Consider the following 23,246-nt stretch of genomic DNA (forward strand, 5'->3'; position numbering starts at 1 on the left):
TCAGCGCTGTGCTCGCGTATTCTGAAGGAATGGACGGCATCCCGGAGCAGGAACTCCCCTACGACGTGTTCGCCAAGGCCTGCCCCTCGCGGGGCACCCTGGAGCACGTCACGGGCCGCTGGGGCGCGCTCACACTGGGGGCCCTGCACGAGGGCTCCCTCAGGTTCAACGCGCTGCGCCGCCGGGTGGACGGCGTGAGCGAGAAGATGCTGTCCCAGACCCTGCACGCGCTGGAGCGCGACGGCCTGGTGCACCGCGAGGCCCAGCCGACCAACCCGCCCCGCGTCGACTACGAGCTGACCCCCTTCGGCCATGAGGTCGCCGAACGGCTCCTGGGCCTGATCCACCTGGTGGAAGGGCGGATGGACGACGTCCTCGCGGCCCGCACACGCTACGACGAGACGCGCGGCGGCCGCTGACACTTCGGGCAGTAGTAGCTGGACCGGTTCATCCAGGGCCGGCGGCGCATCGGCGTGCCGCACCGCTTGCACGGCAGGCCCTCGCGTCCGTAGGCGTCCAGCGACCGGTCGAAGTAGCCCGACTCGCCGTTGACGTTGACGTACAGGCTGTCGAAGCTGGTGCCGCCGACGGCCAGGGCCGCGTTCATCACGTCCCGGACGTGGCCGAGGAGCTCGGCGGTGCGGGGGCGGGTGAGGGACGCGGTCGGCCGGTCGTAGTGGAGACGGGAGCGCCACAGGGCCTCGTCCGCGTAGATGTTGCCGACCCCGCTGATCAGCGACTGGTCGAGCAGGGCCCTCTTGATCGTGGTCCGCTTGCGCCGCAGCGCCTGGTGGAAGGCCGCGTCGTCGAACAGCGGGTCGAGGGGGTCGCGGGCGATGTGCGCGATGACGTCGGGCAGACCGTCGGGGGTGGTGTCGTGCAGGGAGAGGCCGCCGAAGGTGCGCTGGTCGACGAAGCGGAGTTCGGTGGCCTGGGCGTCTGCGAAGCGGACGCGGATGCGCAGGTGTTTCTCGTCGGGCGACCCCTGCGGCTGCACCAGCAGCTGCCCGCTCATCCCGAGGTGCGCGAGGATCGCCTGGTCGGTGTCCTCCAGCGGGAGCCACAGGTACTTGCCGCGCCGGCTGGGGACGCCCACGCGGTGGCCTTCCAGCCGGTGCGCGAAGTCGCCGGCCCCGGCCGTGTGACGGCGTACGGCACGCGGATGCAGCACCTCGGCGGCGGCGACGGTCCGGTGGGCGACCCACCGCTCCAGGCCGCGCCGGACGACCTCGACCTCGGGCAACTCGGGCATGACGACCCCCGTGGGACTGGTGGACGAACCGAGCGCCCGCCCCCTGGTGAGGGGCGGGCGCTCGTCGGGGCGGAGGGGGTCAGGCGGAGGCGGACTCGGTGTCCGCGCTGCCGTCGACCACCGGAACGGCCTGGACGGTCTTGGCCGCCGCGGCGCGTTCGTCCGCTGCGGCCCGGATGGACCGCCAGGCGGACTCGGCGGCCTGCTGCTCCGCCTCCTTCTTGCTGCGGCCGGTGCCGGTGCCGTACGAGACGCCTCCGACGCGGGCGGCAGCAGTGAAGGTCTTCTCGTGGTCGGGGCCGGTCTCCGTGACCAGGTACTCGGGGACGCCGAGGCCTTCGGTCGCGGTGAGCTCCTGGAGGGACGTCTTCCAGTCCAGGCCGGCTCCGAGGTTCGAGGACTTCTCGATCAGCGGGTCGAACAGGCGGTGCACCAGTTCGGAGGCCGCGTCGAGGCCCTGGTCGAGATAGACCGCGCCGATCACCGCTTCCAGGGTGTCGGCGAGGATGGATGCCTTGTCCCGGCCGCCCGTGCCCTCTTCACCGCGGCCCAGCCGGATGAAGGAGCCCAGGTCGAGGCCGCGACCGACCTCCGCCAGCGCACGCGAGTTGACCACCGCGGCCCGCAGTTTGGCCAGCTGGCCTTCGGGCAGGTCGGGGTGGATGCGGTACAGCGTGTCCGTGACGACGAGGCCGAGCACGGAGTCCCCGAGGAACTCCAGCCGCTCGTTCGTCGGCAGACCGCCGTTCTCGTACGCGTAGGAGCGGTGGGTCAGCGCGCGCACCAGAAGGGCGGACTCGAGCCGATAGCCGAGCCGCCCTTCCAGAAGCGTGTGGGACGAGGCCGTGTCCGCCTTGTTCTTGGCGGTCGTGTCCGCCTTGGCGTCAGACATGAAGCCTCTCACCAGCCGCTCAGACCTCGAGGACCTGGCGCTTGTTGTAGGTGCCGCAAGACGGGCACGCGATGTGCTGCAGCTTGGGCTCGTGGCAGCGCTCGCACGCAACCAGGGTGGGGACCGCAGCCTTCCACTGCGACCGGCGGTGGCGCGTGTTGCTGCGCGACATCTTCCGCTTCGGAACAGCCACGGCTACTTCTCCTGCTTCTCGGCGGCGCGCGCTGAATCGGGCGCTTCGCCGCTCATCTCGTCCTTCTCGCCGTCTTCGAGTGAACCGGCGAGTCCCTGCAAAGCCGCCCAACGGATGTCGACGGCGTCATGGTGGTGGTCCGGGTCGTCCGCCAGCCGGGCTCCGCACTCGGAGCACAGGCCGGGGCAGTCGTCCTGGCACACCGGCTGCATGGGCAGTGCGAGCACCACCGCGTCGCGCAGCACGGGTTCGAGGTCGAACAGGCCGTCCTCGAGGAAGAGCATGTCCTCGTCGTCCTCGGCGTCGTCGGCCGGTTCCGTCTTCACACGGCCCCGGTCGTCGGCGTCAGGGTACGAGAACATCTCCTGGAAGTCCGCTTCGAGCTCCAGCTCGACCGGCTCCAGACACCTTACGCACTCCCCCTCGGCCGTCGCACGGGCGGTGCCCGTGACGAGCACCCCTTCCATGACGGATTCGAGGCGGAGCTCCAGCTCCACCGGGGCGCCTTCCGGCACTCCGATGACCCCCTGGATCCCGAGGTCCCTGGGGGCGTCGATCTCGCGGGTCAGGCGCTGCTGCGCGCCAGGACGCCGACCCAGCTCGTGCGTGTCGAACACGAGAGGGTTGCGGTGGTCGAGGCGGGCGTTGGAAGCCATTCCTGCTTTCGATCTTTCCGAGCTCTGAGGGTCGCCGCCCTCCGGTTTCCGGGCAGCGGTGATCGCGAACGGCACGCAGTCAGTGACGCGCACACGCGACCGAAGAGCCAGGATACTGGACCTTGCGCTCATGGCCCAATCGGGTGCTCACGGCCGCCCGTGACCGCCCGCCGCCGTCACAGGCCGCGGCCCTGTTCGTAGGCGCGCAGCTGCTCTGCGCTGATCATGCCGGTGTCGAAGAGGCTGGTCTCGTCGAGGGCGTACGCCTGCGGGTCCTGCCCGGACTGCTGCTGGGGCTGCGACTGCTGCTGCGGCTCCTGCTCCGGGGCCGGGACCTGGTGGTGGGCGGCCTGGTTCGGGTCGTAGGGCGCCTGGTGGGCGTCGTAGCCGTGGTAGGCGTACGGGTCGGCCTGCTGCTGGTAGCCGTAGGGGTCCTGCCCGCCGGGGTAGGCCGTCTGCGGCTGGTAGCCGCCGTAGGGGTCCTGCTGCCGGCCGTAGTCGTACGCCGGCTGGGGCTCCCTGTGGTCGTACTGCTGCGGCTGCGGCTGCGCGGGCTGCTCGGCCGGGGTGTCCCGCGCCGCGAGGGCGGCGAGGTCGGCGAGGTAGTCGGCGTCGGAGGAGTGCTGGAAGGTCGTGGTGTCGTCGGCGAGGAGGCCGAGGTCGTCGGAGGCGATCCGGCCGTGCAGCTTCTGCCGGCCTCGGCCGACCGCCTCCAGGGTCTTGGCCAGGACCGCCTCGAAGGCGCCCAGCTTGACGTCCACGTAGGCGTCGGCGTCGCGGCGCAGCGTCTCCGGGTCGTGGCTGCGCTCGGGGGCGTCCTCGTCCTCGAAGCCGTTCTCGTCGGTGCCCGGGCCGGTGCCGAGGAGCTTCTCCCGGCCGCGACCGACGGAGCCGAGGGTCTTGGTGAGGACGACCTCGAAGTTGGCGAGCTTGGAGTCGACGTAGTCGTCGGCCTCCGCGCGGATGTCCTCGGCCTCCTTGCGGGCCTCGGCGAGGATGCGGTCGGCCTCGGCCTGGGAGCGGCGGGCGATCTCGGTGCCGGAGACCAGCGAGCCGCGTTCGGCGTGCGCGGTCTCGATGATCCGGTCGGCTTCCTGGCGGGCCTGCTCGACCATCTGCTCCCGGCCGCCGATCAGCTCCTGCGCCTGGGCGAGGGAGTCGGGCAGGGCCGCGCGCACCTCTTCCAGCAGGGCGAGCAGGTCCGCGCGGTTGACCACGCACGAGGCCGACATCGGCATCGACCGGGCACTGGAGACCGCCGTGACGATCTCGTCGAGCTTCTTCTGCACGTCCACCGGTTGCTCGCCACTCTCTACAGCTGTGAAGGAGACGGACGGGACGACTGTACGGCCAGGAGGCGGCCGCGGGACACCGGGTGAGGAGCCGTCAGCGGCTCAGGCGGCCGTCAGTCCTGGCGCAGGCGCTCGGTGAGCACCTCGTGGACGAGCGGCGGGACCAGGTGGGAGATGTCGCCGCCCCAGGTCGCGACCTCCTTGACCAGGGAGGACGACAGGAAGCTGTAGGCGGGGTTGGTGGGCACGAAGAGGGTCTCGACGCCGGAGAGGCCGATGTTCATCTGGGCCATCTGCAGCTCGTAGTCGAAGTCGCTGACCGCGCGCAGGCCCTTGACGATGGCCGGGATCTCGCGCTGCTTGCAGAAGTCGACGAGGAGGCCGTGGAAGGCCTCGACCCTGACGTTGGCGTACTCGGCGGTGACCCGGCGGATCAGGTCGATCCGCTCGTCGATCTCGAACAGGCCCTTCTTGGACTTGTTGATCATCACCGCGACGTAGACCTCGTCGTACAGACGGGAGGCACGGGAGATGATGTCGAGATGTCCGTTGGTGATCGGGTCGAACGACCCGGGACAGACGGCGCGGCGCACTTGTGATCCCTCGCTCTCCGGTCCGGTCATCGTGCGTCTTCGCACGTTGAGGCGGCGCGACCGTACCAAAACGTTCCCTCGCCGTAGCGGCGGGAGCGGAGGGCGTCGAAGCCGTCCGGCCACCCGAATTCCCCGCCTCTGGTGCTGCGCTCCACGGTGACCAGCGCTTCGGCGGCGAGCCAGCCCCCCGAGCGGAGTGTGAGCAGGATCTCGCGAAGATCGTCGTCGGTGACCGCGTACGGGGGGTCCAGGAAGACGAGGTCGTACGGGGCCGCCGGCGCCGTCTGGATCACCTGGTGGGCCTTGCCGGCCCTCACCTCGGCGCCGGGGAGCGCGAGGTTTCTCACGTTCTCGCGGATGACGCGGGCGGCGCGGGCGTCGGCCTCGACCAGGAGGGTGTGGCTCGCGCCGCGCGAGAGGGCTTCGAGGCCGACGGCGCCGGAGCCGGCGTAGAGGTCGAGGACCCGTTCGCCCTCCAGGGGGCCGCCCAGGAGGGACTGCCAGGTGGAGAAGAGGCCTTCGCGTGCGCGGTCGGAGGTGGGGCGGGTGCCGGTCCCTGGCGGGACGGCCAGGCGACGTCCGCCGGCTGCGCCGGCGATCACGCGGGTCATCTTCGGTCCTTGGTCGTGGGCTGCTTCAGGTTCATTGTGGCTGGTCGCGATCCCGCGGCGGTAGCCGCGCAGGCGATGCGGGCCCGCGCCCCCCGGGAGTCTCCCCCTCACCCCTTCTCCAGGTACCGCTCCCGTTCGTCGTCCAGCAGGGCGTCCAGGGCGGTCCGCAGCCCGGGCAGGCCCGTCAGCTCCGGGTCCGCCGCCACCAGCGCCACCGCCTCCTCCCGCGCCTGGGCGATGACCTCCTCGTCCTCGATGACCGCGAGGACGCGCAGCGAGGTGCGCGCGCCGGACTGGGCCTGGCCGAGGACGTCGCCCTCGCGGCGCTGTTCGAGGTCGATGCGGGAGAGCTCGAAGCCGTCGAGGGTGGCGGCGACGGCGCCCAGGCGCTGGCGGGCGGCGCTCGCCTCGGGCATCTCGGTGACCAGCAGGCACAGGCCGGGGGCCGAGCCCCGGCCGACGCGGCCGCGCAGCTGGTGCAGCTGGGAGACGCCGAAGCGGTCGGCGTCCATGATCACCATGGCGGTGGCGTTCGGGACGTTGACGCCGACCTCGATGACGGTGGTGGCGACGAGGACGTCGGTGTCGCCGGCGGCGAAGCGGCGCATGGCGGCGTCCTTGTCGTCGGGGGCCATGCGGCCGTGCAGCACCTCGATCCGCAGGCCGGTGAGCGGCCCCTTCGCGAGTTGGTCGGCGACGTCGAGGACGGCGAGGGGCGGGCGCTTGTCCGCGTCTTCCTGCGCCTTCCTCTTCGGCTCGTCCTCGTCGTCGCCGATGCGCGGGCAGACGACGTACGCCTGGTGGCCGTTGCCGACCTCCTCGCGGACCCGTTCCCAGGCGCGGGCGAGGAAGTGGGGCTTGTCGGCGGCCGGGACGACATGGCTGGCGATGGGCGAGCGGCCGGCCGGGAGCTGGTCCAGGACGGAGGTCTCCAGGTCGCCGAAGACGGTCATGGCGACGGTGCGCGGGATGGGCGTGGCGGTCATGACGAGGAGGTGCGGGGGCTGTTTGCCCTTGCCGCGCAGGGCGTCGCGCTGTTCGACGCCGAAGCGGTGCTGTTCGTCGACCACGACCAGGCCGAGGTCGTGGAACTGGACCTTGTCCTCGATCAGCGCGTGTGTGCCGATGACGATGCCGGCCTCGCCGGTGACCAGGTCGAGCAGCGCCTGCCGGCGGGCGGCCGCTCCCATGGACCCGGTGAGCAGCACGACCTTGGTGGCCTGTTCGGCCCCGCCGAGCATGCCGCCCTCGGCGAGCTCGCCCATCATCTCCACCACTGACCTGTGGTGCTGCTGGGCGAGGACCTCGGTGGGCGCGAGCATCGCGGCCTGTCCGCCGGCGTCGACGACGGCGAGCATGGCGCGCAGGGCCACCAGCGTCTTGCCGGAGCCCACCTCGCCCTGGAGCAGCCGGTGCATCGGGTGGTCGGTCGCCAGATCGTCGAAGATCTCGCGGGAGACCTTGCGCTGGCCGTCGGTGAGGGTGAAGGGGAGGCGGTCGTCGAAGGCGGTGAGCAGGCCGTCGGGGCTCGGCCGGCGGGGGACGGCGGGCAGTTGCGCGTCGGCGTGCCGGCGGCGGGCCAGGGCGACCTGGAGGACGAAGGCCTCGTCCCACTTCAGGCGGGCGCGGGCGTCGTCGATGTCGGCCTTGGTGTGCGGGCGGTGGATCTTGAGGAGGGCCTCGGGGAGGGAGACCAGCCCGCGGCCTTCGCGCAACGTGCCGGGCAGGGGGTCGACGGCTTCCTGGGCGCTGGGCAGCACCGTCTGGATAGCCTTGCCGATCTTCCAGGACTCCAGTTTGGCGGTGGCCGGGTAGATCGGGATGAGGGCGCCCGCCCAGGTCTCCACCGACTCCTCGGTGTCGCCGCGGAGCAGTTCGTAGGCCGGGTGGGCCAGTTGGAGGCGGCGGTTGAACAGGGAGACCTTGCCCGCGAACATCGCGCGCGTGCCCGGCAGGAGCTCCTTGTGGGGCTTGTGGACGCCGTTGCCGAAGAAGACCAGCTGGAGGCGGCCGCTGCCGTCGGTGATGGTGACTTCGAGGCGCTGTCCCTTGCCGCGGGGGGCCTTGGCGGAGGCGAAGCTGTGCAGCCGGGCGTCGGCGACCTGAGCGACGACCGTGACGTGCTCGTCCATGGGGAGGTCGGCGAGGTGGGTGAGCTGGCCGCGCTCCTCGTACCGGCGGGGGTAGTGGTGCAGGAGGTCGCCGACCGTGTGCAGGCCGAGGTGCTCGGCCATCACCTTCGCGGTCGGTGGGCCGAGCACCTTCTTCAGCGGTTCTTCGAGTGCGGGCACGAGATCCATTGCACACCACCGCACTGACATTGCCGTAGACGTGTCCCGAAACCCCTGGTCAGACGGCTCGTTCGGGCTCTAGGATGACGCGCTCCGGCCATCTCACCGCGGTCACCGCCCCACCGGGACCGCCCGACCCCGCGCCGTCGACGCCCCCAACCGCGGCGCTTGAGCGATGGACTCCCAGACGTCACAGTCATCCCAGGCATCCCCGTCACCTCACACGTTCCAGGTCGACCTGCGCGGTCTGGTGGACCTGCTGTCCCATCATCTCTACTCCAGTCCGAGGGTCTACCTGCGCGAGCTGCTGCAGAACGCCGTGGACGCCATCACCGCCCGGCGGGCCGAGGAGCCCGACGCCCCGGCGCGGGTGCGGCTGTTCGCGTCGGGCGGCACGCTGCGGGTGGAGGACTCCGGTGTCGGGCTCACCGAGGCCGACGTGCACGACCTGCTGGCCACCATCGGGCGCAGCTCCAAGCGGGCGGAGGGGCTGCAGGAGGCCCGCTCCGACTTCCTCGGGCAGTTCGGCATCGGGCTGCTGGCCTGTTTCGTGGTGGCCGAGCGGATCCGGGTGGTCAGCCGCAGCGCCCGTACGCCCGGCGCGCCGCCGGTGGAGTGGACGGCCCGCGACGACGGCTCGTACACCGTGCGGACGCTGCCCGACGAGGAGCGCCCGGAGCCCGGCACCACCGTGCACCTGACGGCGCGGGCCGGGGCGGCTGAGTGGCTCGACGAGCAGCGCGTGCTGCGGCTGGCGCGGGACTTCGGCTCACTGCTGCCCTACGACGTCCGGGTCGGCGAGGAGGCGGTCACCGATCTGCCGGCCCCCTGGGACCGGCCGTACGCCTCCCCCGCGGGCCGGCGGGTGGCGCTGGCCCGGCACTGCCACGAGCTGTTCGGTTTCACGCCGCTGGACTCGATCGAGCTGAACGTGCCGCTCGCCGGGATCCGCGGGGTGGCGTACGTGCTGCCGGCGGCGGTCAGTCCGGCGCAGCGGGCGGGTCACCGGGTGCACCTGAAGGGCATGTTGCTGACCGAGCGGGCCGAACAGCTGCTGCCCGACTGGGCGTTCTTCGTGCGCTGTGTGCTGGACACGGACAGTCTGCGGCCGACGGCCTCGCGTGAGGCGCTGTACGAGGACGAGACGCTGGCGGCCGTGCGCGAGGCGCTGGGCGAGCGGATCCGGGCGTGGCTGACGGGTCTGGCCGCCGGTGATCCGGAGCGCCTCGCCGCGTTCCTGGCCGTGCACCACCTGGGGGTGAAGTCCCTCGCGCGGCACGACGAGGAGATGCTGCGCACGATGCTGCCGTGGCTGCCCTTCGAGACGTCCGACGGGCGGCTGTCGCTGGAGGAGTTCGCGCAGCGGCACCCCGTCGTGCACTTCACGCGGACGGTGGAGGAGTACCGGCAGGTCGCGCCGATCGCGTCCGCGCAGGGCGTCGGTGTGGTGAACGGCGGTTACACGTACGACGCCGAGCTGGTCGAGGCGCTGCCGTCGGTGCGGCCGGGGACGGTCGTCGCCGAGCTGGACGCGGACACCGTGACCGCTCATCTGGACGCGGTGGAGCCGGCGGTGGAGCTGGCCCTGTCGGGTTTCCTGGTGGCGGCGCGGGCGAAGCTCGACCCGCTGGGCTGTGACGTCGTCCTGCGGGCGTTCCACCCGCTGTCCGTGCCCGCGCTGCACCTGGACGACCGCGCGGCGCGGCACGAGCAAGCCCGCGCGGAGGCCGAGGAGCGGGCCGACGAGTTGTGGGCGGGGATCCTGGGCTCGCTGCGGGGCAGCGCCCCGCGCGCGCGGCTGGTGCTGAACCATCTCAACCCGCTGGTCCGGCGCATCAGTTCGCTGCGGGACGCGGAGCTGATCGGGACCGCGACGGAGTCGCTGTACGGGCAGGCGCTGCTGATGGCGCAGCGGCCGCTGCGGCCGGCGGACTCCGCGTTGCTGAACCGGGCGTTCATCGGGCTCCTGGAGTGGGCCACGCACGGGGAGTCCGCACAGGGCGACCCCGCACAGGGGGAGGGCGGTCGCTGATGACCGAGATCGGGGACTTCGAGGCGCTGCGCCGGGCGATGGCGGAGAACTCCGGGCAGCCGGAGGGGCCGGCGCGCAACGCGCGCGCGGAGCGACTGCTGGTCGAGGCCGAGCGGTTGAACATCCCGCTCGCCGTGATCGAGGCGCTCGGGCACCAGCTGAAGGTCTACAACTACAGCTCCGAGAAGGGCAAGATGTTCGTCCCGTTCGCGCGGCTGCTGCGCATGTGGGACGAACGGCCCGGTGACTTCGACGAGTACGAGACGCACTCGCTGCACTGGGTCTTCAAGTGGGTGACGTCCGGCATGCTCGACCAGCCGCATGTGCCGCTGGCGTCGGTGGAGAAGTGGCTGGGCGAGATGGAGCACCGCTACCGGCTCGCCGGGCACTCCGAACGGGCCGTGCGCAGCGCGGAGTTCAGTGTGGCCGCGCATGTCGGGGACGTGCCGCGGGCGGAGCGGGCGTTCGCCGCCTGGCTGGCCGCGGACCGGGACAGCATGGCCGACTGCCACGCGTGCGAGCTGCACGGGCAGGGCTGGTGGCAGGCCGAGCGGGGCCGGGACGCGGCGGCCCTCGACCTGTGGGCGCCGGTCCTCGAGGGCGAGTACACGTGCGCGCACGAACCGCACACCGTGCTGGCCTCCTCGCTGCTGCCGCTGCTGCGGCTGGACCGGCCGGAGGAGGCGCGCGCCCACCATCTGCGGGGTTTCCGGCTGGTGCGGGCGATGGAGAGCATGCGGGGCGCGTACGCGGACCATGTGGAGTTCTGCGCGCTGACCGGGAACGAGGCGCGGGGCCTGGAGCTGCTCGCGGAGCGGCCGGCGTACTTCACCGACGACGGCCATCCGCGCAGCAGGCTGGAGTTCCTGAGCGTGGTGGCGCTGCTGATGGAGCGGCTGTCGGCGCGGGGCCTGGGCGGCCGGCCGGTGCCCGGCCCGGCGGGGCGGGCGTGGACGGCGGACGAACTCGCGGCCCACGCGCGCGAGGAGGCGCTGGCGCTGGCCGCGCGCTTCGACGAGCGCAACGGCACCCCGTACGTGAGTGAGCGCACCCGCGCGCGTATGGCGCAGGAACCGCTGGTGGAGCGGCTCCCGTTGGGCGTGCGGACGGCCCGCCCTGCGACGCCGGTCGTACCGCCGCCCGCGTCCTGGGAGCCGCCGTCGGCCGCGGACCCGCGGGCCGTCGAGGCGGACCTGCCCACGCTGCTCGCCGAGGCGCGGCGGCTGTCGGACGCCCTGCAGCCGCACGCCATGGAGGCGTGGGCCGCGGTGGCGCGGGCCGCCGAGGGCGTCGCGCTGGAGGCGCGCGACCGCGCGGAGATCGCCGACCACGAGGCGATGGCGCTCGGCCCGGAGGGCGCGCGGAAGTTCGAGCGGGCCGCCGAGCTGTACGCGGAGGCCGGCGACCCCGGGGAGGCTCTGGCGGCACGCACGCGTGCGGCGTACGTCCGCGCGCTCGCCGGGGACGTCGACGCGGCCCTGACGGCCGTCGCCGAACCCTACGACCTGGTCCTCGCGCTGTACGCCGACGGCGGCACGGAGATGCCGCAGGCGGCGGGTGTGCTGATGGGCCGCGCCCGCATATTGATGCGCCGTGTCCAGGCGGTCGGGGAGCCGGACGCGGCGGAGCCGACGGACACGGCGGAGGCCGCGGCGGTGCTGGCGGAGGCCGAGGCGGCCGTGCGGGAGCTGCTCGCGCTCGTCGACGGGCGGGCCGGGGACGACGTGCGGCTCGCCGCGCGGGTCGCCGAGGGGCACGCGATGCTCGCGGAGCTGGCCGTGCGCTCGGGGGACGCGCAGGCCGGCGCGGAGCTGTTCGCGCGGGCGGCGGCGGAGTTCACCGAGGCGGGCCTGCCCTGGTTCGCCGTGGAGTACGAGGCCCGGCTCGCCGGTCTGGCCCACCACCTGGGCGACCTGGTGGAGGCGGAGCGGGCGCTGCGGGCGGCGCTGGAGCACGGCGGGGCGTTCCTGGAGCCGGTGGGGCGGGCGCAGCTGGGCCTCCAGCTCGCCGAGGTGGTCGGCGGCCGGGGAGAGCCCGGGGAGGCCGCGGAGCACGCCCTTGAGGCCGCGCACTGGGCCGACGAGGCCGGCGAGGGCCCGACGCTCGGGGCGTGGGCGCGGCACCAGCTGGGCGGGTTCCTGGTCCGGCAGGGCCGGTGGGCGGAGGCGGCGGAGGTGCTGGAGTCGGCGCTCGCGGACCTGAGCCCGCAGACGCACGGCGACGGCGCGGTCGTCCAGACGCTGTGGTGGCTCGGCGACTGTCTGAGCGAGCTCGGCGAGCACCGGGCGAGCGCCGAACGGAGGCTCCAGGCGGCCGAGACGGCCCGGCACTGGCCCGAGCAGCACGACCACGCCACGCTCGCGCACCTGGCCGGCGAGTCCCTCGGTCAGGCGGGGCTCCCCGAGGAGGCGGACCGGGCGTACGCGCGCGCGGGTGAGCTGTGGCGCTCCCTGGGCAACGTCCACGGGCTGATCCGGTCCCTGCGCGCACGCGCGTGGCTGGCGCTGCGCGCCGAGGGCGGTGTCGACGCGGCGCGTGAGCTGATGACGAGGGCCGTCGAGGAGTGCGCGGACGCGCTGGAGGCGCTGGACGCGGCGGACACCGCGGACGCGGCGGAGGAGCGTCCGCGGCTCGTCCTCGAACTCGGCCACACCCACCGCCAGTTCGGCGATCTGCTGGCCCGCTCGGCCGCCGAGGACGCCGACGACGAGTCCATCCGGGACACGTGGGAGGACGCCCTGTCGCAGACGGCCCGCGCGGTCGCCGTGTTCGTCCCCCTGGGGGAGGACGCCCTGCACGCACGTACCGCGGCCGAACTGGCCGCGGGCTGGCTGGAGACCGACCTCGGCCGCCCCGGGCAGGCGGCGGCACGCGCGCGTGCGGTGCTGGCGGCCTACGCCGACGACGCCCCCGACACCGGCGACGGGACGGTCCGCGCGCGACGGGCCGAGGCCGAGCAGTTGATCCAGGTCACGACGGAGCAGACCGGCTGAGCACCCGGCGGCGGGTCACTCGACGCCGATCAGCAGCAGCGCCCCCTGCCGGCCGCCCCGGTAGACCACCGTGTCGACGGCGAGGTACGCCTCCCGCACCCGTGCCTCGAGGCGCTCGGCGACGCCCTCGGGCGCCTCGTCGCCGAGCACCAGGGTGACCAGTTCCCCGCCCGCCGACAGCATGCGGTTCAGAACGGTCTCGGCGGTGGCGGTGACGTCGGCGCCGATGACGGCCACGTCGCCGTCGACGAGCCCGAGCACGTCGCCGGCCTGGCAGATGCCGGCCATGGTCCAGGACTGGTGTTCGGCGACCGTGATCTCGGCGTAGCGGGTGGCGCCGGCCGCCGAGGTCATGGAGACCACGTCCTCGTCGAAGCGGCGCTCCGGCTGGTGGACGGCGAGCGCGGCGATCCCCTGGACCGCCGAGCGGGTGGGGATGAGGGCGACCCGGATGCCCTCCGTGCGGGCCTGCTCGGCCGCCGCGGCGGCGGTGTGACGCAGGTCGGCGTCGTTGGGCAGCAGCACGACCTCGCGCGCGTGGGCCCGTCGCACGGCGTCGACGAGTTCTCCGCTGGCGGGCGGCTCCCCCGGGCGCGCGAGGACCGTCGTCGCGCCCGCCTCGGCGTACAGCCCCGCGAGGCCCTCGCCCTCCACGACGGCGACGACCGCCCGCTCGACGCGCTCACGGGGCGGTCGCTCGCCACCGCGCGCGTGCACGTCGTCGAGGCCGAAGTGCGTGATGCGGATGCGGTACGGGCGGCCGGCCTCCACGCCCGCTTCCACGGCCGCGCCGGCGTCGTCGACGTGCACATGGACGTTCCACAGCCCGTCGCCGCCGACGACGACGAGGGAGTCGCCGAGGGCGTCGAGACGGCTGCGGAGCCGGTCCACGGCGGTGTCCTCGGCCTCCAGCAGGTAGATCACCTCGAAGGCGGGGCCGCCGCCCTCGGGGCCGTCCTCGCAGACCTCGGGGCCGAGGTGGTCCGGGGCGGCCGGAGAGCGCGGGGTGTCCGGCGCGTCCGGGGAGCGCACGGCCCGGGAAGGGACCGGAGGGGCCGTCGGCGATTCCCCGGTGAGCGTCTCCACCAGTGCCGCGAGCACCGCCACCAGGCCCCGCCCGCCCGCGTCGACCACCCCGGCGCGCTCCAGCACGGCCAGCTGGCCCGGGGTCGCGGCGAGCGCGGCGCACGCGCCCCGGTAGGCCGCGCGGGCCACCGCCCCGCAGTCGCCGTCGGCCGCACCGGCCGCGTCGGCCGCCCCCACGGCGACGGACAGGACGGTGCCCTCGACGGGGTGGGCCACGGCCCGGCGGGCCGAGTCGGCCGCGTGCCGCAACGCCAGGCGCAGCCCCCCGGCGTCGGTGTGAGGCCTCTCACCCTCGGCGGCGAGCACCTGGGCCATGCCGCGCAGCAACTGGGCCAGGATCGTCCCGGAGTTCCCGCGCGCACCTATGAGCGCGCCGTGCGCCATCGCGCGCACCGCGTCCGCGAGCGAGGGGACGCCGTGGCCCCCGCCGCCGGCCGACCCGGCCTCGTGTCCCGCGAACACGGCCTCCACGGCGGTCACCGCGGACTCGACGGTCAGATAGAGGTTGGTGCCGGTGTCCCCGTCCGCGACCGGATAGACGTTGATCGCGTCGATCTCCTCACGCGCGCGTCCCAGCGCGCCCAGCGCCAGGCCGCACCAGGTGCGGACCGCGAGAGCATCGAGGAATGTCTGCGGCACCTGCGGCACCTGGGCCTCCTTGAGCTGCTGGACTGGCACGCAGCGTAGACCTTGGAGGGGTGTCCGCCGGAAGCGGGCCGGGGCGGGGCCCCTGAGCAGCCATGGTAGTTTCGTTGTACTGGCGCAGCCGTTGTATGCTGCTCCGGTTGCCCGATCCGTATCGGGCCATCCCCTGGCACCGCCACTCAGATCTCTGATCCCATCGATCTTGATCCCGGCATGCCGGGATCAACCGTAAGTGCATCTGAAGTCTTTGGAGTGACCCGTGGCTGCCAACTGCGACGTCTGCGGCAAGGGGCCGGGCTTCGGCAACAACATCTCGCACTCGCACCGCCGTACGTCCCGTCGCTGGAACCCGAACATCCAGCGCGTACGTACCGTGGTCGGCGGGACGCCGAAGCGCGTGAACGCTTGCACCTCGTGCATCAAGGCCGGCAAGGTCTCGCGCTGACGCTCAGCTGAGCGCGCGGCCACTGCCGGTTCGCTGCATCAAGCCGGTCCACCCTGGGTGGACCGGCTTCTTGCTGTACCCGGATCCGGCGGGACGGCGGTCAGCCGCCCCGGGTGAGGTTCCAGCCGTGGTCCACCGGCCCGATGCCCCGGCCCAGCGCGAACCCGGCGGCGATCGCCCCGGTGACGTACTCCTTGGCCGCCGTCACCGCTTCCGGCACCGGCCGTCCCTTGGCGAGCTGCGCCGCGATCGCCGAGGCGAGGGTGCATCCCGTGCCGTGGGTGTGCCGGTTGTCGTGCCGGGGTGCGCGCAGCCAGTGCTCGGTGACACCGTCGGTGAGCAGGTCCACGGCGGGGCCGGCCAGATGCCCGCCCTTGATCAGGGCCCACCGCGGCCCGTAGGCCAGCACGGCGTGCGCCGCCTCCCTGAGGTCGGCCTCCGACTCGACGCGCACGCCGGTCAGTTGGGCCACCTCGTCCAGGTTCGGGGTGGCGACGGTCGCCGTCGGGAGCAGCTTCGTGCGGACGGAGTCCAGCGCCGAGGCCGCCAGCAGCGGGTCGCCGTGCTTGGAGACGCCGACCGGGTCGACGACCACCGGCGCGTCCGTGCCGGCGAGCAACTCGGCGACGGTCTCGACGAGTTCGGCGGAGGCGAGCATGCCGGTCTTCACGGCCTGGACGCCGATGTCGTCCACGACGCTGCGGTACTGGGCGCGCACCGCCTCGGCCGGCAGCTCCCAAGCGCCCTGCACGCCGAGGGAGTTCTGGGCGGTGACGGCGGTGAGCACGCTCATGCCGTGCACGCCCAGCGCGAGCATCGTCTTCAGGTCGGCCTGAACTCCCGCCCCGCCGCCGGAGTCGGAGCCGGCGACCGTCAGCACCCGGGGCGGTGCGCTCATGACTCCATGTCCCCGAAGTGGTCCCAGCCGCCCTTGCTCGTCCACGGGGCGCCGTCGACCGTCACCTGGGGCAGCGCGGACGGGTTGAGGACCTCGCCGATCACCTTCCAGCGGGCCGGCAGCTTCACGTCGGGCGGGAAGGTCGCCACGATGGCGTGGTCCTCTCCCCCGGTCAGCACCCACTGCATGGGGTCGACGCCGACGGCCTGGCCGATGTCGTTCATCTGCGAGGGGATGTCGATCGCGCCGGACCGGATGTCGATGCGGACCTTGCTGGACTCCGCGATGTGCCCGAGGTCGGCGATCAGCCCGTCGCTCACGTCGCACATCGCGGTCGCGCCCAGCGCGGCGGCCGCCGGGCCCGCGTGGTACGGCGGCTCGGGGCGGCGGTGCGCCTCGACGAAGGCGCGGGGCGAGCGGAAGCCGCGGGAGAGGATCGCGTACCCGGCGGCCGACCATCCGAGCCAGCCGGTCACCGCGACCAGGTCGCCGGGCTGCGCGCCGGCCCGGGTGACGGGCTCCTGGTTGCGCAGGTCGCCGAGCGCGGTGATCGACACCATGATCGTGTCGCCGCGCACGACGTCCCCGCCGACCACGGAGGCGCCGGCGACCTGGCACTCGTCGCGCAGGCCGTCCATCAGCTCCGTGGGCCAGGTGACCGGCAGTTCGGCGGGCACGACCAGGCCGAGCAGCAGCGCCGTCGGGACGGCGCCCATCGCGGCGATGTCGGCGAGGTTCTGCGCGGCCGCCTTGCGGCCGACGTCGTAGGCGGTGGACCAGTCCCGGCGGAAGTGCCGTCCCTCCAGCAGGATGTCCGTGCTGGCCACGACCCGCCGGTCGGGGGCGGCGACCACGGCGGCGTCGTCGCCGGGGCCCACCCGGACCACCGCGGAGGTCGTGAGACGGGAGGTGAGCTCCCTGATGAGCCCGAACTCACCGAGCTCACCAACAGTGCCCTTCATTGACCTTTCGCCCCTTCTGATGCTGTCCTTGCCCGGTCGCGCGTCACCAGTGTCCTCGATACGGTCGAGGTGGCCGTCAACTTCTGTCCTGCCCCCACCCCGGCGCGCGAGTCGCGCTCCCCGCGGGTCTCCCCGTGGCGAGCTACGACGCGATACCGTGGCGTTCCTTTTCCCCACATGATCCTCGTGGCCGCCCTGGAGGTTCCGTGGTACAGGCGTACATCCTGATCCAGACGGACGTCGGTAAGGCGTCGACCGTCGCAGAGTCGATCGGCAAGATCCCCGGCGTCGTCCAGGCCGAGGACGTCACGGGTCCCTACGACGTGATCGTGCGGGCCCAGGCCGACACCGTCGACGACCTCGGCCGCATGGTGGTCGCCAAGGTCCAGCAGGTGGACGGGATCACGCGAACCCTGACCTGCCCGGTCGTGCATCTGTAGCCCCCGTCTACGCTTGGCCGGTGAATCTTTTCCGTCGCCGGCTCAGTGGCCTGCCCGTCCTCGCTCTGCTCTGCGCGGCCGTGGGCTGCTCCTCGGCAGACGACAGCGCCTCGGTCGCGGTTCCCAGTCCTTCCGCGAAGGTCGTGGAACTGTGCCGGAACCTCGACAGGGTGCTGCCGTCGAAGGTGGACGGACGTGACCGCCGGGATCCCGGACCCGCGTCTGCGCTGACCGCGGGTTGGGGGGACCCGGCGATCATACTGCGCTGCGGTGTGGAGCGGCCCGCCGAGATGAGCGATGCGAACGCCGACTCCGGGGAGGTGGACGGCGTGGCCTGGCTGATGCAGAAGCAGGGGGACGGCGGCTACCGGTGCACCACCGCACTGCGGCGGGCGTACGTCGAGGTCTCGGTGCCCTCCGGGGACGGGGCGGCCGCGCTGGTGGACCTCGCGCCGGCCGTCAAGAAGGCGATCCCCGAAGGGATCGCCGACTGACTTCGGGCCGCGAGGGTCAGCGCAGTCCCGTGGAGCGGCGCAGCGCCGCCTGGATGAGCCGCTCGACCAGCTCGGGGTAGCCGACGCCGCTGGCCTGCCACATCTGCGGGTACATCGAGATCGGCGTGAAGCCGGGCATGGTGTTGATCTCGTTGATCACGAACTCGCCGTCCTCGGTGAGGAAGAAGTCCGCGCGCACGAGGCCCTCGCAGGAGGCGGCCTCGTAGGCGTCCACCGCGAGCCGCCGCACCTCGGCGGTCTCCTCGCCGGTCAGCGGCGCGGGCACGATCCCCGGCGTCGAGTCGATGTACTTGGCCTCGAAGTCGTAGTAGGCGTGCGCGTCCGGCGGCGGGATCTCGGCCGGGACGGAGGCGCGCGGGCCGTCCTCGAACTCCAGGACCCCGCACTCGATCTCGCGGCCCCGCAGCGCCGCCTCGACGAGGATCTTCGGGTCGTGGCTCTGCGCCTCCGCGATCGCCTCGTCCAGTCCCGCGAGGTCGTCGACCTTGGTGATGCCGATGGAGGAGCCCGCGCGCGCGGGCTTCACGAAGAGCGGCCAGCCGTGCTCGCCGGCGAAGTCGACGATCTTCTTGCGGGCGGCGGACTCGTCCTGCCGCCACTCCCGGGGACGGATCACCACGTACGGGCCGACCTTGAGCCCGAAGGAGGTGAACACCCGCTTCATGTACTCCTTGTCCTGGCCTACGGCGGAGGCGAGCACGCCCGAGCCGACGTAGGGGACGCCGGAGAGCTCCAGCAGACCCTGAAGGGTGCCGTCCTCGCCGTAGGGGCCGTGCAGCACCGGGAAGACGACGTCGACCTCGCCGAGCGCCTTGGGCACCGATCCGGGCTCGCTGTAGACGACTTCGCGGTTGGCCGGGTCGACGGGGAGGATCACGCCGCCCTCGGCCGTCTCCGCGAGCTCCTCCACGCTGGGCGTCCGGCGCTCGGTGATCGCCATGCGTTCGGGCGCGTCGGCGGTGAGCGCCCAGCGGCCGTCCCGGGTGATGCCGATCGGCAGGACCTCGTACTTCGTCCGGTCGATGGCCTTGAGGACGGCGCCCGCGGTGACCACGGAGATCCCGTGTTCGGAGCTGCGCCCGCCGAACACGACGGCCACGCGCGGCTTGCGGGCGGGCTGGCCGGGGCTCTGGGGGAGGTTCTCGGTGCTCATATCGCGTTGAGAGTACCCGGTGGCAGTGCCCGGACCCAGCGTCGACTCCCGGGGGTCGCTCAGGGTCCCTCCGGAGTCGCTCAGCGTCGTTCGGGCTTCGCGCTGCGCGACATCAGCTCCTTGAGCGCGACCACGGGGGGCTTCCCCTCGTGCACGATGTCGACGACCGTCTCGGTGATGGGCATGTCGACGCCGTGCCGGCGGGCCAGATCCGCCACGGACTCGCAGGACTTGACGCCCTCGGCGGTCTGCCGGGTGACGGCGATGGTCTCCTGGAGCGTCATGCCCTTGCCGAGGTTGGTGCCGAAGGTGTGGTTGCGCGACAGCGGCGAGGAGCAGGTCGCCACCAGGTCGCCGAGACCGGCGAGTCCGGAGAAGGTGAGCGGGTCCGCGCCCATCGCCAGACCTAGGCGGGTGGTCTCGGCGAGGCCGCGGGTGATCAGGGAGCCCTTGGCGTTGTCGCCGAGGCCCATGCCGTCCGCGATGCCGACGGCGAGCCCGATGACGTTCTTCACCGCGCCGCCCAGTTCACAGCCGACGACGTCGGTGTTGGTGTAGGGGCGGAAGTACGGGGTGTGGCAGGCGGTCTGGAGCCGCTGCGCGACGGGCTCGTCGACGCAGGCGACGACGGCCGCCGCCGGCATCCGGGAGGCGATCTCCTTGGCGAGGTTGGGTCCGGTGACCACGGCGACGCGTTCGGGGGCCACCTTGGCGACGTCCTCGATCACCTCGCTCATCCGCATGGTCGTGCCGAGCTCGACGCCCTTCATCAGGGAGACGAGGACGGTGTGCGGGGCGAGCAGCGGGCGCCATTCGGCGAGGTTGTCGCGCAGGGTCTGCGAGGGGATCGCGAGGACGGTGAAGTCGGCGTCCCGCGCGGCCTCGGCGGCGTCGGCGGTGGCGCGCAGGTTGGCGGGGAGTTCGACGCCGGGCAGGTAGTCCGGGTTGGTCCGCGTGGAGTTGACCGCGTCGGCGAGCTCGGCGCGGCGCGCCCACAGCGTCACCTCGCAGCCCGCGTCGGCGAGGACCCGCCCGAAGGCGGTGCCCCAGGATCCGGTGCCGAACACGGCCGCCTTGACGGGCTTGGTCACGTGCCGTTCTCCCCTTCTCGGACGGTCGGCCGACCGGTCTGCGTCGGTGCGGGCGTCTTCGTCTGTGCCGGTGCGGGTACCGATGCCGGAGCCGGCGTCCGGTCAGCCTGCGTCGCCTCCGGCGGCCGCGTCTGCTCCTCCTGGGTGCGGCGGCGCTGCTCGATCCGCTCCCGGCGCGGGTCGTAGGGCGTGGCGGGCGCCTTCTCGCCGCGGATCTCCTCCAGCTGGCGGGTGACGGCGGCCATGATGACCTCCGTCGCCTCCTTCAGCAGCTCGGGAGTCATCTCCTTGCCGTAGAACCGCGCCAGGTCCACGGGCGGGCCCGCGAGGACGTGGTGGGTCTTGCGGGGAAGGAGGTTGGGCTTCTTCGCGTAGGGCGGCAGCAGTTCGTTGGCGCCCCACTGTGCGACGGGGATCACCGGGCACCTGGTCTGCAGGGCCACGCGCGCGGCGCCGGTCTTGCCGGTCATCGGCCAGCCGTCCGGGTCGCGGGTGAGGGTGCCCTCGGGGTAGAAGGCGACGCATTCGCCGCGCTCCACGGCGTCGATCGCGGCGCGGAAGGCGCTGAGGGCGTCGGTGCTCTCGCGGTAGACGGGGATCTGCCCGGTGCCGCGCATCGCGGCGCCGACGAACCCCTTCTTGAACAGCCCGCTCTTCGCCAGGAATCGCGGCACTCGTCCGGTGTTGTACTGGTAGTGCGCGTAGGCGAAGGGATCGACGTGCGAATTGTGGTTCACCGCGGTGATGAATCCGCCCTCGGCCGGGATGTGCTCCGTTCCGCGCCAGTCCCGCTTGATCAGCACCACCAAGGGCGGTTTGCACAGGACCGCAGCGAAGCGGTACCAGAACCCGATTCTGCGGCGGGGCACGCGGACACCTTCCTCTAGGACTTCCCTACGGCGCCTGGGGGCCGCACAAGTGTCGCCCCAGGCCGTCTCTCTGTCGAGAACACCGTACGCCCCGACCGCGGCCGCGCCGGAGGGGCCGGGTGACAATGGCGGCGACGAGAGAGGGACGGTACACCGGTGCAGTGGAACTTGGTCATACCCGTGAAGCCTCTGGCGCTGGCCAAGAGCAGGCTCGCGGACACCGCGGCCGGCGAACTGCGCCCCGGACTCGCCCTCGCCTTCGCCCAGGACACGGTGGCGGCCGCGCTGGCCTGCCCGGTGGTGCGGGATGTGGCGGTCGTCACGGACGACGTGCTGGCCGGGCGTGAACTGGCGGCGCTGGGCGCCCGCGTCGTCCCCGACGAGCCGCGCACCGGTCTGAACGGCGCGCTGGAGCACGGGGCGGCCTTCGTGCGGGCCGCACGTCCCCGGAGCGCGCTCGCGGCGCTGAACGCCGATCTGCCGGCTCTGCGGCCACTGGAATTGGCGCGGGTACTGGACGCGGCCGCTGAATTCCCGCGCGCTTTTCTCCCGGATGCCGCGGCGATCGGCACGACCCTTCTCGCCGTCGGCCCGGACGGTGAATTGCTTCCCGCATTCGGTCCGGATTCCCGGGACCGCCACCGTGTTTCCGGGGCGGTGGAACTCCGGCTCGACGCGGTGGATTCCGTCCGCCAGGACGTGGACACCGGCGAGGACCTGCGGGCCGCGCTGGCTCTGGGCGTGGGCCCCCGCACGGCCGCCGCGGCCGCGCGGCTGCTGATTCCCGGGCAGTAGGCTGCCGTCATGCAGGCCACCGCGTACACGTACGACCCCGGCAGCCGCAGCGGACAGGTGCTGCTGGACGACGGCACTCCGGTTCCCTTCGACGCGCCGGCGTTCGACGCGGGCGGGCTGAGGCTGCTGCGCCCCGGTCAGCGGGTGCGGATCGAGACCGAGGGCGAGGGGGACGCGCGGCGGATCACGCTCGTGACGCTGCAGACGTTCTGACCGGCGCCCGGCGGGAGCGTCAGGGTCGCGGGTTTTCGGGGGCGTGGCGCGCGTGCGGACACGCCGCGGGCCGGGCTCCATGAGGGAGTCCGGCCCGGCGTGTGAGTGCCCCTGAACCCTTACGCCTGGCGGGCGGCAGTGGTCTTCTTGGCGGTGGTCTTGCGCGCGGTCGACTTCTTGGCGGGGGCCTTGACGGCGGTCGCCTTCTTCGCCGGGGCCTTCTTCGCCGTCGTCTTCTTCGCGGTGGCGGTCTTGGCGGCGCTGGTCTTCTTCGCGGCGGCGGCCGTCTTGCCCGTCGTCTTCTTCGCGGTCGTCTTCTTGGCGCCCGAGGTCTTCTTCGCGGCGGCCGTCGTCTTCTTCGCGGGGGTGGTCTTCTTGGCGGCGGCCTTGGTGGTGGCCTTCTTCGCGGCGGCCTTCTTGACCGTCGCCGTGGCGCCACCGCTGAGGCTGCCCTTGGGGGCCTTCTTGACGGCGACCTCGCCGCCGCGCGGGAGCTTCTTCGAGCCGCTCACCAGGTCCTTGAAGCCCTGGCCGGCGCGGAAGCGCGGCACGGACGTCTTCTTGACCCGAACCCGCTCGCCCGTCTGCGGGTTGCGGGCGTAACGCGCCGGACGGTCGACCTTCTCGAACGAACCGAAGCCGGTGACCGAGACCCGGTCCCCGGCGACGGTCGCGCGGACGATCGCGTCCAGGACCGCGTCGACCGCGTCGGCGGCCTGCTGGCGGCCGCCCAACTTGTCGGCAATCGCTTCTACGAGCTGCGCCTTGTTCACGTCTTCCCCTTCGGAACCTCGCCAGAACGAAAGTGTTCAAGCTTTTTCGCACGTTAGGCAGATATATACCGCAAATCAAACACGAAACGGGCTAATCACCCTTGTGCCGCAACGAAATCGGCTGCTCCGGAGGCGATCAGCGCTCCTCTTCAGGCATTCGTCCCTGATCGAGGTCCGCCATGAACCGCTCCAGCCGCCTTGTCGCGTCGGCGAGATCGTGCTTGGCCGCGGCCGTAATGACCAGCAGCTTCCGGGCCAGCGCCATCCGTACGCCCTCCGGGACTTGCAGTGCGCGCACTCGTGAGTGCGCTTCCTTGAGTTGGTTCGCGACCGCCGTATAGAGCTGGAGTTGGCCGTCGTGTTCCATGCACAGATTGTGCCATCTGGGGCGAGTTGTCGCCCGCCCAGGGGGCAACTGCCGCCCGGGACAGCCGTCCGGGCGACTGCGGAGATCGCGTCCACACACCTCGCGTACCCCGGCAACCACCTGCTTAACGTGGGAAGTTGGGAGGAACCGCGAAGACTCGCCGAGGTGTACGAGGACGAAAACGGCCGT

Annotated in this window: 24 protein-coding genes; 8 read left to right on the forward strand and 16 right to left on the reverse strand. The window is 72.6% G+C overall.

The features are described from left to right. The first annotated feature begins 29 nt into the window (after nt 1-29). Nucleotides 30-419 (forward strand): helix-turn-helix domain-containing protein, encoded by a 390-nt coding sequence (locus EV567_RS23000; RefSeq protein WP_130443158.1) that lies wholly within the window; start codon nt 30-32, stop codon nt 417-419. On the opposite strand, the gene mutM is transcribed toward EV567_RS23000, so the two are convergent. The 8 genes from mutM to recG form a co-directional block, all read right to left on the reverse strand. Further along, nucleotides 392-1,252 carry a bifunctional DNA-formamidopyrimidine glycosylase/DNA-(apurinic or apyrimidinic site) lyase gene (mutM, locus tag EV567_RS23005; RefSeq protein WP_130443160.1) on the reverse strand — a complete coding sequence of 287 codons (861 nt, stop codon included), beginning with the start codon at nt 1,250-1,252 and terminating at the stop codon, nt 392-394. The genes EV567_RS23000 and mutM overlap by 28 nt on opposite strands. 79 nt (nt 1,253-1,331) lie before the next feature. Then, a complete protein-coding gene (rnc, locus tag EV567_RS23010; RefSeq protein WP_388485047.1) occupies nt 1,332-2,156 on the reverse strand; it encodes a ribonuclease III in 825 nt (274 codons plus the stop codon). A 7-nt stretch (nt 2,157-2,163) separates the two neighbouring features. Next, the gene (gene rpmF, locus EV567_RS23015) at nt 2,164-2,337 is read right to left on the reverse strand and encodes a 50S ribosomal protein L32 (RefSeq protein WP_007493396.1); all 174 of its coding nucleotides are present in this window, start codon (nt 2,335-2,337) and stop codon (nt 2,164-2,166) included. Nucleotides 2,338-2,339: 2 nt separating this feature from the next. Next, the gene (locus tag EV567_RS23020) at nt 2,340-2,993 is read right to left on the reverse strand and encodes a DUF177 domain-containing protein (RefSeq protein ID WP_130443164.1); all 654 of its coding nucleotides are present in this window, start codon (nt 2,991-2,993) and stop codon (nt 2,340-2,342) included. 176 nt (nt 2,994-3,169) lie between these two features. Continuing rightward, the gene (locus tag EV567_RS23025; protein WP_130443166.1) at nt 3,170-4,288 is read right to left on the reverse strand and encodes a cell division initiation protein; all 1,119 of its coding nucleotides are present in this window, start codon (nt 4,286-4,288) and stop codon (nt 3,170-3,172) included. 110 nt (nt 4,289-4,398) lie between these two features. After that, nucleotides 4,399-4,878, reverse strand: coding sequence for a pantetheine-phosphate adenylyltransferase (gene coaD / locus EV567_RS23030; protein ID WP_207228842.1), 480 nt, complete (start codon nt 4,876-4,878; stop codon nt 4,399-4,401). A 26-nt stretch (nt 4,879-4,904) separates the two neighbouring features. Beyond that, complete coding sequence (gene rsmD / locus EV567_RS23035; protein WP_130443170.1) at nt 4,905-5,489, reverse strand: 16S rRNA (guanine(966)-N(2))-methyltransferase RsmD; 585 nt, start codon at nt 5,487-5,489, stop codon at nt 4,905-4,907. Nucleotides 5,490-5,596: 107 nt separating this feature from the next. Further along, on the reverse strand, nt 5,597-7,789 hold the full coding sequence (recG, locus tag EV567_RS23040) for an ATP-dependent DNA helicase RecG (RefSeq protein WP_130443172.1): 2,193 nt from the start codon (nt 7,787-7,789) through the stop codon (nt 5,597-5,599). Between the two features lie 166 nt (nt 7,790-7,955). On the opposite strand from recG, the gene EV567_RS23045 reads away from it, so the two are divergent. Next, nucleotides 7,956-9,812: an HSP90 family protein gene (locus EV567_RS23045; protein ID WP_130443174.1), complete on the forward strand. Its 1,857-nt coding sequence runs from the start codon at nt 7,956-7,958 to the stop codon at nt 9,810-9,812. Continuing rightward, nucleotides 9,812-12,805, forward strand: a complete 2,994-nt coding sequence (locus tag EV567_RS23050; RefSeq protein ID WP_130443176.1) for a tetratricopeptide repeat protein — start codon at nt 9,812-9,814, stop codon at nt 12,803-12,805. The genes EV567_RS23045 and EV567_RS23050 overlap by 1 nt, the downstream gene beginning before the upstream one ends. A 15-nt stretch (nt 12,806-12,820) precedes the next feature. Here EV567_RS23050 and EV567_RS23055 read toward each other — a convergent pair whose 3' ends face one another. After that, entirely contained in the window at nt 12,821-14,539 is a 1,719-nt protein-coding gene (locus EV567_RS23055; protein WP_130443508.1) for a DAK2 domain-containing protein, read from the reverse strand. Nucleotides 14,540-14,795: 256 nt separating this feature from the next. Here EV567_RS23055 and rpmB point away from each other — a divergent pair, with 256 nt between their 5' ends. After that, complete coding sequence (rpmB, locus tag EV567_RS23060; RefSeq protein WP_003993230.1) at nt 14,796-14,981, forward strand: 50S ribosomal protein L28; 186 nt, start codon at nt 14,796-14,798, stop codon at nt 14,979-14,981. Between the two features lie 100 nt (nt 14,982-15,081). On the opposite strand, the gene thiD is transcribed toward rpmB, so the two are convergent. Together thiD and EV567_RS23070 are read right to left on the reverse strand one after the other, a co-directional pair. Then, nucleotides 15,082-15,879, reverse strand: coding sequence for a bifunctional hydroxymethylpyrimidine kinase/phosphomethylpyrimidine kinase (thiD, locus tag EV567_RS23065; RefSeq protein WP_130443178.1), 798 nt, complete (start codon nt 15,877-15,879; stop codon nt 15,082-15,084). Next, a complete protein-coding gene (locus EV567_RS23070) occupies nt 15,876-16,841 on the reverse strand; it encodes a thiamine-phosphate kinase (RefSeq protein WP_130443180.1) in 966 nt (321 codons plus the stop codon). The genes thiD and EV567_RS23070 overlap by 4 nt, the downstream gene beginning before the upstream one ends. A gap of 206 nt (nt 16,842-17,047) precedes the next feature. Here EV567_RS23070 and EV567_RS23075 point away from each other — a divergent pair, with 206 nt between their 5' ends. After that, a complete protein-coding gene (locus tag EV567_RS23075; RefSeq protein ID WP_130443182.1) occupies nt 17,048-17,281 on the forward strand; it encodes an Lrp/AsnC family transcriptional regulator in 234 nt (77 codons plus the stop codon). A 20-nt stretch (nt 17,282-17,301) separates the two neighbouring features. Then, a complete protein-coding gene (locus EV567_RS23080; protein ID WP_130443184.1) occupies nt 17,302-17,775 on the forward strand; it encodes a DUF3515 domain-containing protein in 474 nt (157 codons plus the stop codon). Nucleotides 17,776-17,791: 16 nt separating this feature from the next. On the opposite strand, the gene EV567_RS23085 is transcribed toward EV567_RS23080, so the two are convergent. The 3 genes from EV567_RS23085 to EV567_RS23095 form a co-directional block, all read right to left on the reverse strand. Then, on the reverse strand, nt 17,792-18,949 hold the full coding sequence (locus EV567_RS23085) for a D-alanine--D-alanine ligase family protein (protein WP_130443186.1): 1,158 nt from the start codon (nt 18,947-18,949) through the stop codon (nt 17,792-17,794). Nucleotides 18,950-19,029: 80 nt separating this feature from the next. Next, on the reverse strand, nt 19,030-20,040 hold the full coding sequence (locus EV567_RS23090; RefSeq protein WP_130443188.1) for an NAD(P)H-dependent glycerol-3-phosphate dehydrogenase: 1,011 nt from the start codon (nt 20,038-20,040) through the stop codon (nt 19,030-19,032). Beyond that, on the reverse strand, nt 20,037-20,909 hold the full coding sequence (locus EV567_RS23095; RefSeq protein ID WP_242620976.1) for a 1-acyl-sn-glycerol-3-phosphate acyltransferase: 873 nt from the start codon (nt 20,907-20,909) through the stop codon (nt 20,037-20,039). Before EV567_RS23095 ends, EV567_RS23090 begins: the two co-directional genes overlap by 4 nt. A 156-nt stretch (nt 20,910-21,065) precedes the next feature. Between EV567_RS23095 and cofC the strand changes: the two genes are divergently transcribed. Beyond that, the gene (gene cofC, locus EV567_RS23100; RefSeq protein ID WP_130443190.1) at nt 21,066-21,704 is read left to right on the forward strand and encodes a 2-phospho-L-lactate guanylyltransferase; all 639 of its coding nucleotides are present in this window, start codon (nt 21,066-21,068) and stop codon (nt 21,702-21,704) included. Nucleotides 21,705-21,713: 9 nt separating this feature from the next. Continuing rightward, complete coding sequence (locus tag EV567_RS23105) at nt 21,714-21,917, forward strand: hypothetical protein (RefSeq protein WP_130443192.1); 204 nt, start codon at nt 21,714-21,716, stop codon at nt 21,915-21,917. 119 nt (nt 21,918-22,036) lie between these two features. Here the strand turns inward: EV567_RS23105 and EV567_RS23110 are convergent, their stop codons facing one another. Both EV567_RS23110 and EV567_RS23115 read right to left on the reverse strand, forming a co-directional pair. Continuing rightward, a complete protein-coding gene (locus tag EV567_RS23110) occupies nt 22,037-22,690 on the reverse strand; it encodes an HU family DNA-binding protein (RefSeq protein WP_130443194.1) in 654 nt (217 codons plus the stop codon). A gap of 136 nt (nt 22,691-22,826) precedes the next feature. Next, on the reverse strand, nt 22,827-23,057 hold the full coding sequence (locus EV567_RS23115) for a hypothetical protein (protein ID WP_130443196.1): 231 nt from the start codon (nt 23,055-23,057) through the stop codon (nt 22,827-22,829). Nucleotides 23,058-23,246 lie beyond the last annotated feature (189 nt).

The organism is Streptomyces sp. BK239 (assembly GCF_004217285.1).
Taxonomy (GTDB): Bacteria; Actinomycetota; Actinomycetes; order Streptomycetales; family Streptomycetaceae; genus Streptomyces.

What these genes read in the sequence shown, in the direction of transcription:
- EV567_RS23000 (WP_130443158.1), top strand. Translation starts at nt 30, where the DNA reads ATGGACGGCATCCCGGAGCAGGAACTCCCCTACGACGTGTTCGCCAAG.
- mutM (WP_130443160.1), bottom strand. Translation starts at nt 1,252, where the DNA reads ATGCCCGAGTTGCCCGAGGTCGAGGTCGTCCGGCGCGGCCTGGAGCGG.
- EV567_RS23020 (WP_130443164.1), bottom strand. Translation starts at nt 2,993, where the DNA reads ATGGCTTCCAACGCCCGCCTCGACCACCGCAACCCTCTCGTGTTCGAC.
- rsmD (WP_130443170.1), bottom strand. Translation starts at nt 5,489, where the DNA reads ATGACCCGCGTGATCGCCGGCGCAGCCGGCGGACGTCGCCTGGCCGTC.
- recG (WP_130443172.1), bottom strand. Translation starts at nt 7,789, where the DNA reads ATGGATCTCGTGCCCGCACTCGAAGAACCGCTGAAGAAGGTGCTCGGC.
- EV567_RS23045 (WP_130443174.1), top strand. Translation starts at nt 7,956, where the DNA reads ATGGACTCCCAGACGTCACAGTCATCCCAGGCATCCCCGTCACCTCAC.
- EV567_RS23050 (WP_130443176.1), top strand. Translation starts at nt 9,812, where the DNA reads ATGACCGAGATCGGGGACTTCGAGGCGCTGCGCCGGGCGATGGCGGAG.
- thiD (WP_130443178.1), bottom strand. Translation starts at nt 15,879, where the DNA reads ATGAGCGCACCGCCCCGGGTGCTGACGGTCGCCGGCTCCGACTCCGGC.
- EV567_RS23070 (WP_130443180.1), bottom strand. Translation starts at nt 16,841, where the DNA reads ATGAAGGGCACTGTTGGTGAGCTCGGTGAGTTCGGGCTCATCAGGGAG.
- EV567_RS23085 (WP_130443186.1), bottom strand. Translation starts at nt 18,949, where the DNA reads ATGAGCACCGAGAACCTCCCCCAGAGCCCCGGCCAGCCCGCCCGCAAG.
- EV567_RS23105 (WP_130443192.1), top strand. Translation starts at nt 21,714, where the DNA reads ATGCAGGCCACCGCGTACACGTACGACCCCGGCAGCCGCAGCGGACAG.
- EV567_RS23115 (WP_130443196.1), bottom strand. Translation starts at nt 23,057, where the DNA reads ATGGAACACGACGGCCAACTCCAGCTCTATACGGCGGTCGCGAACCAA.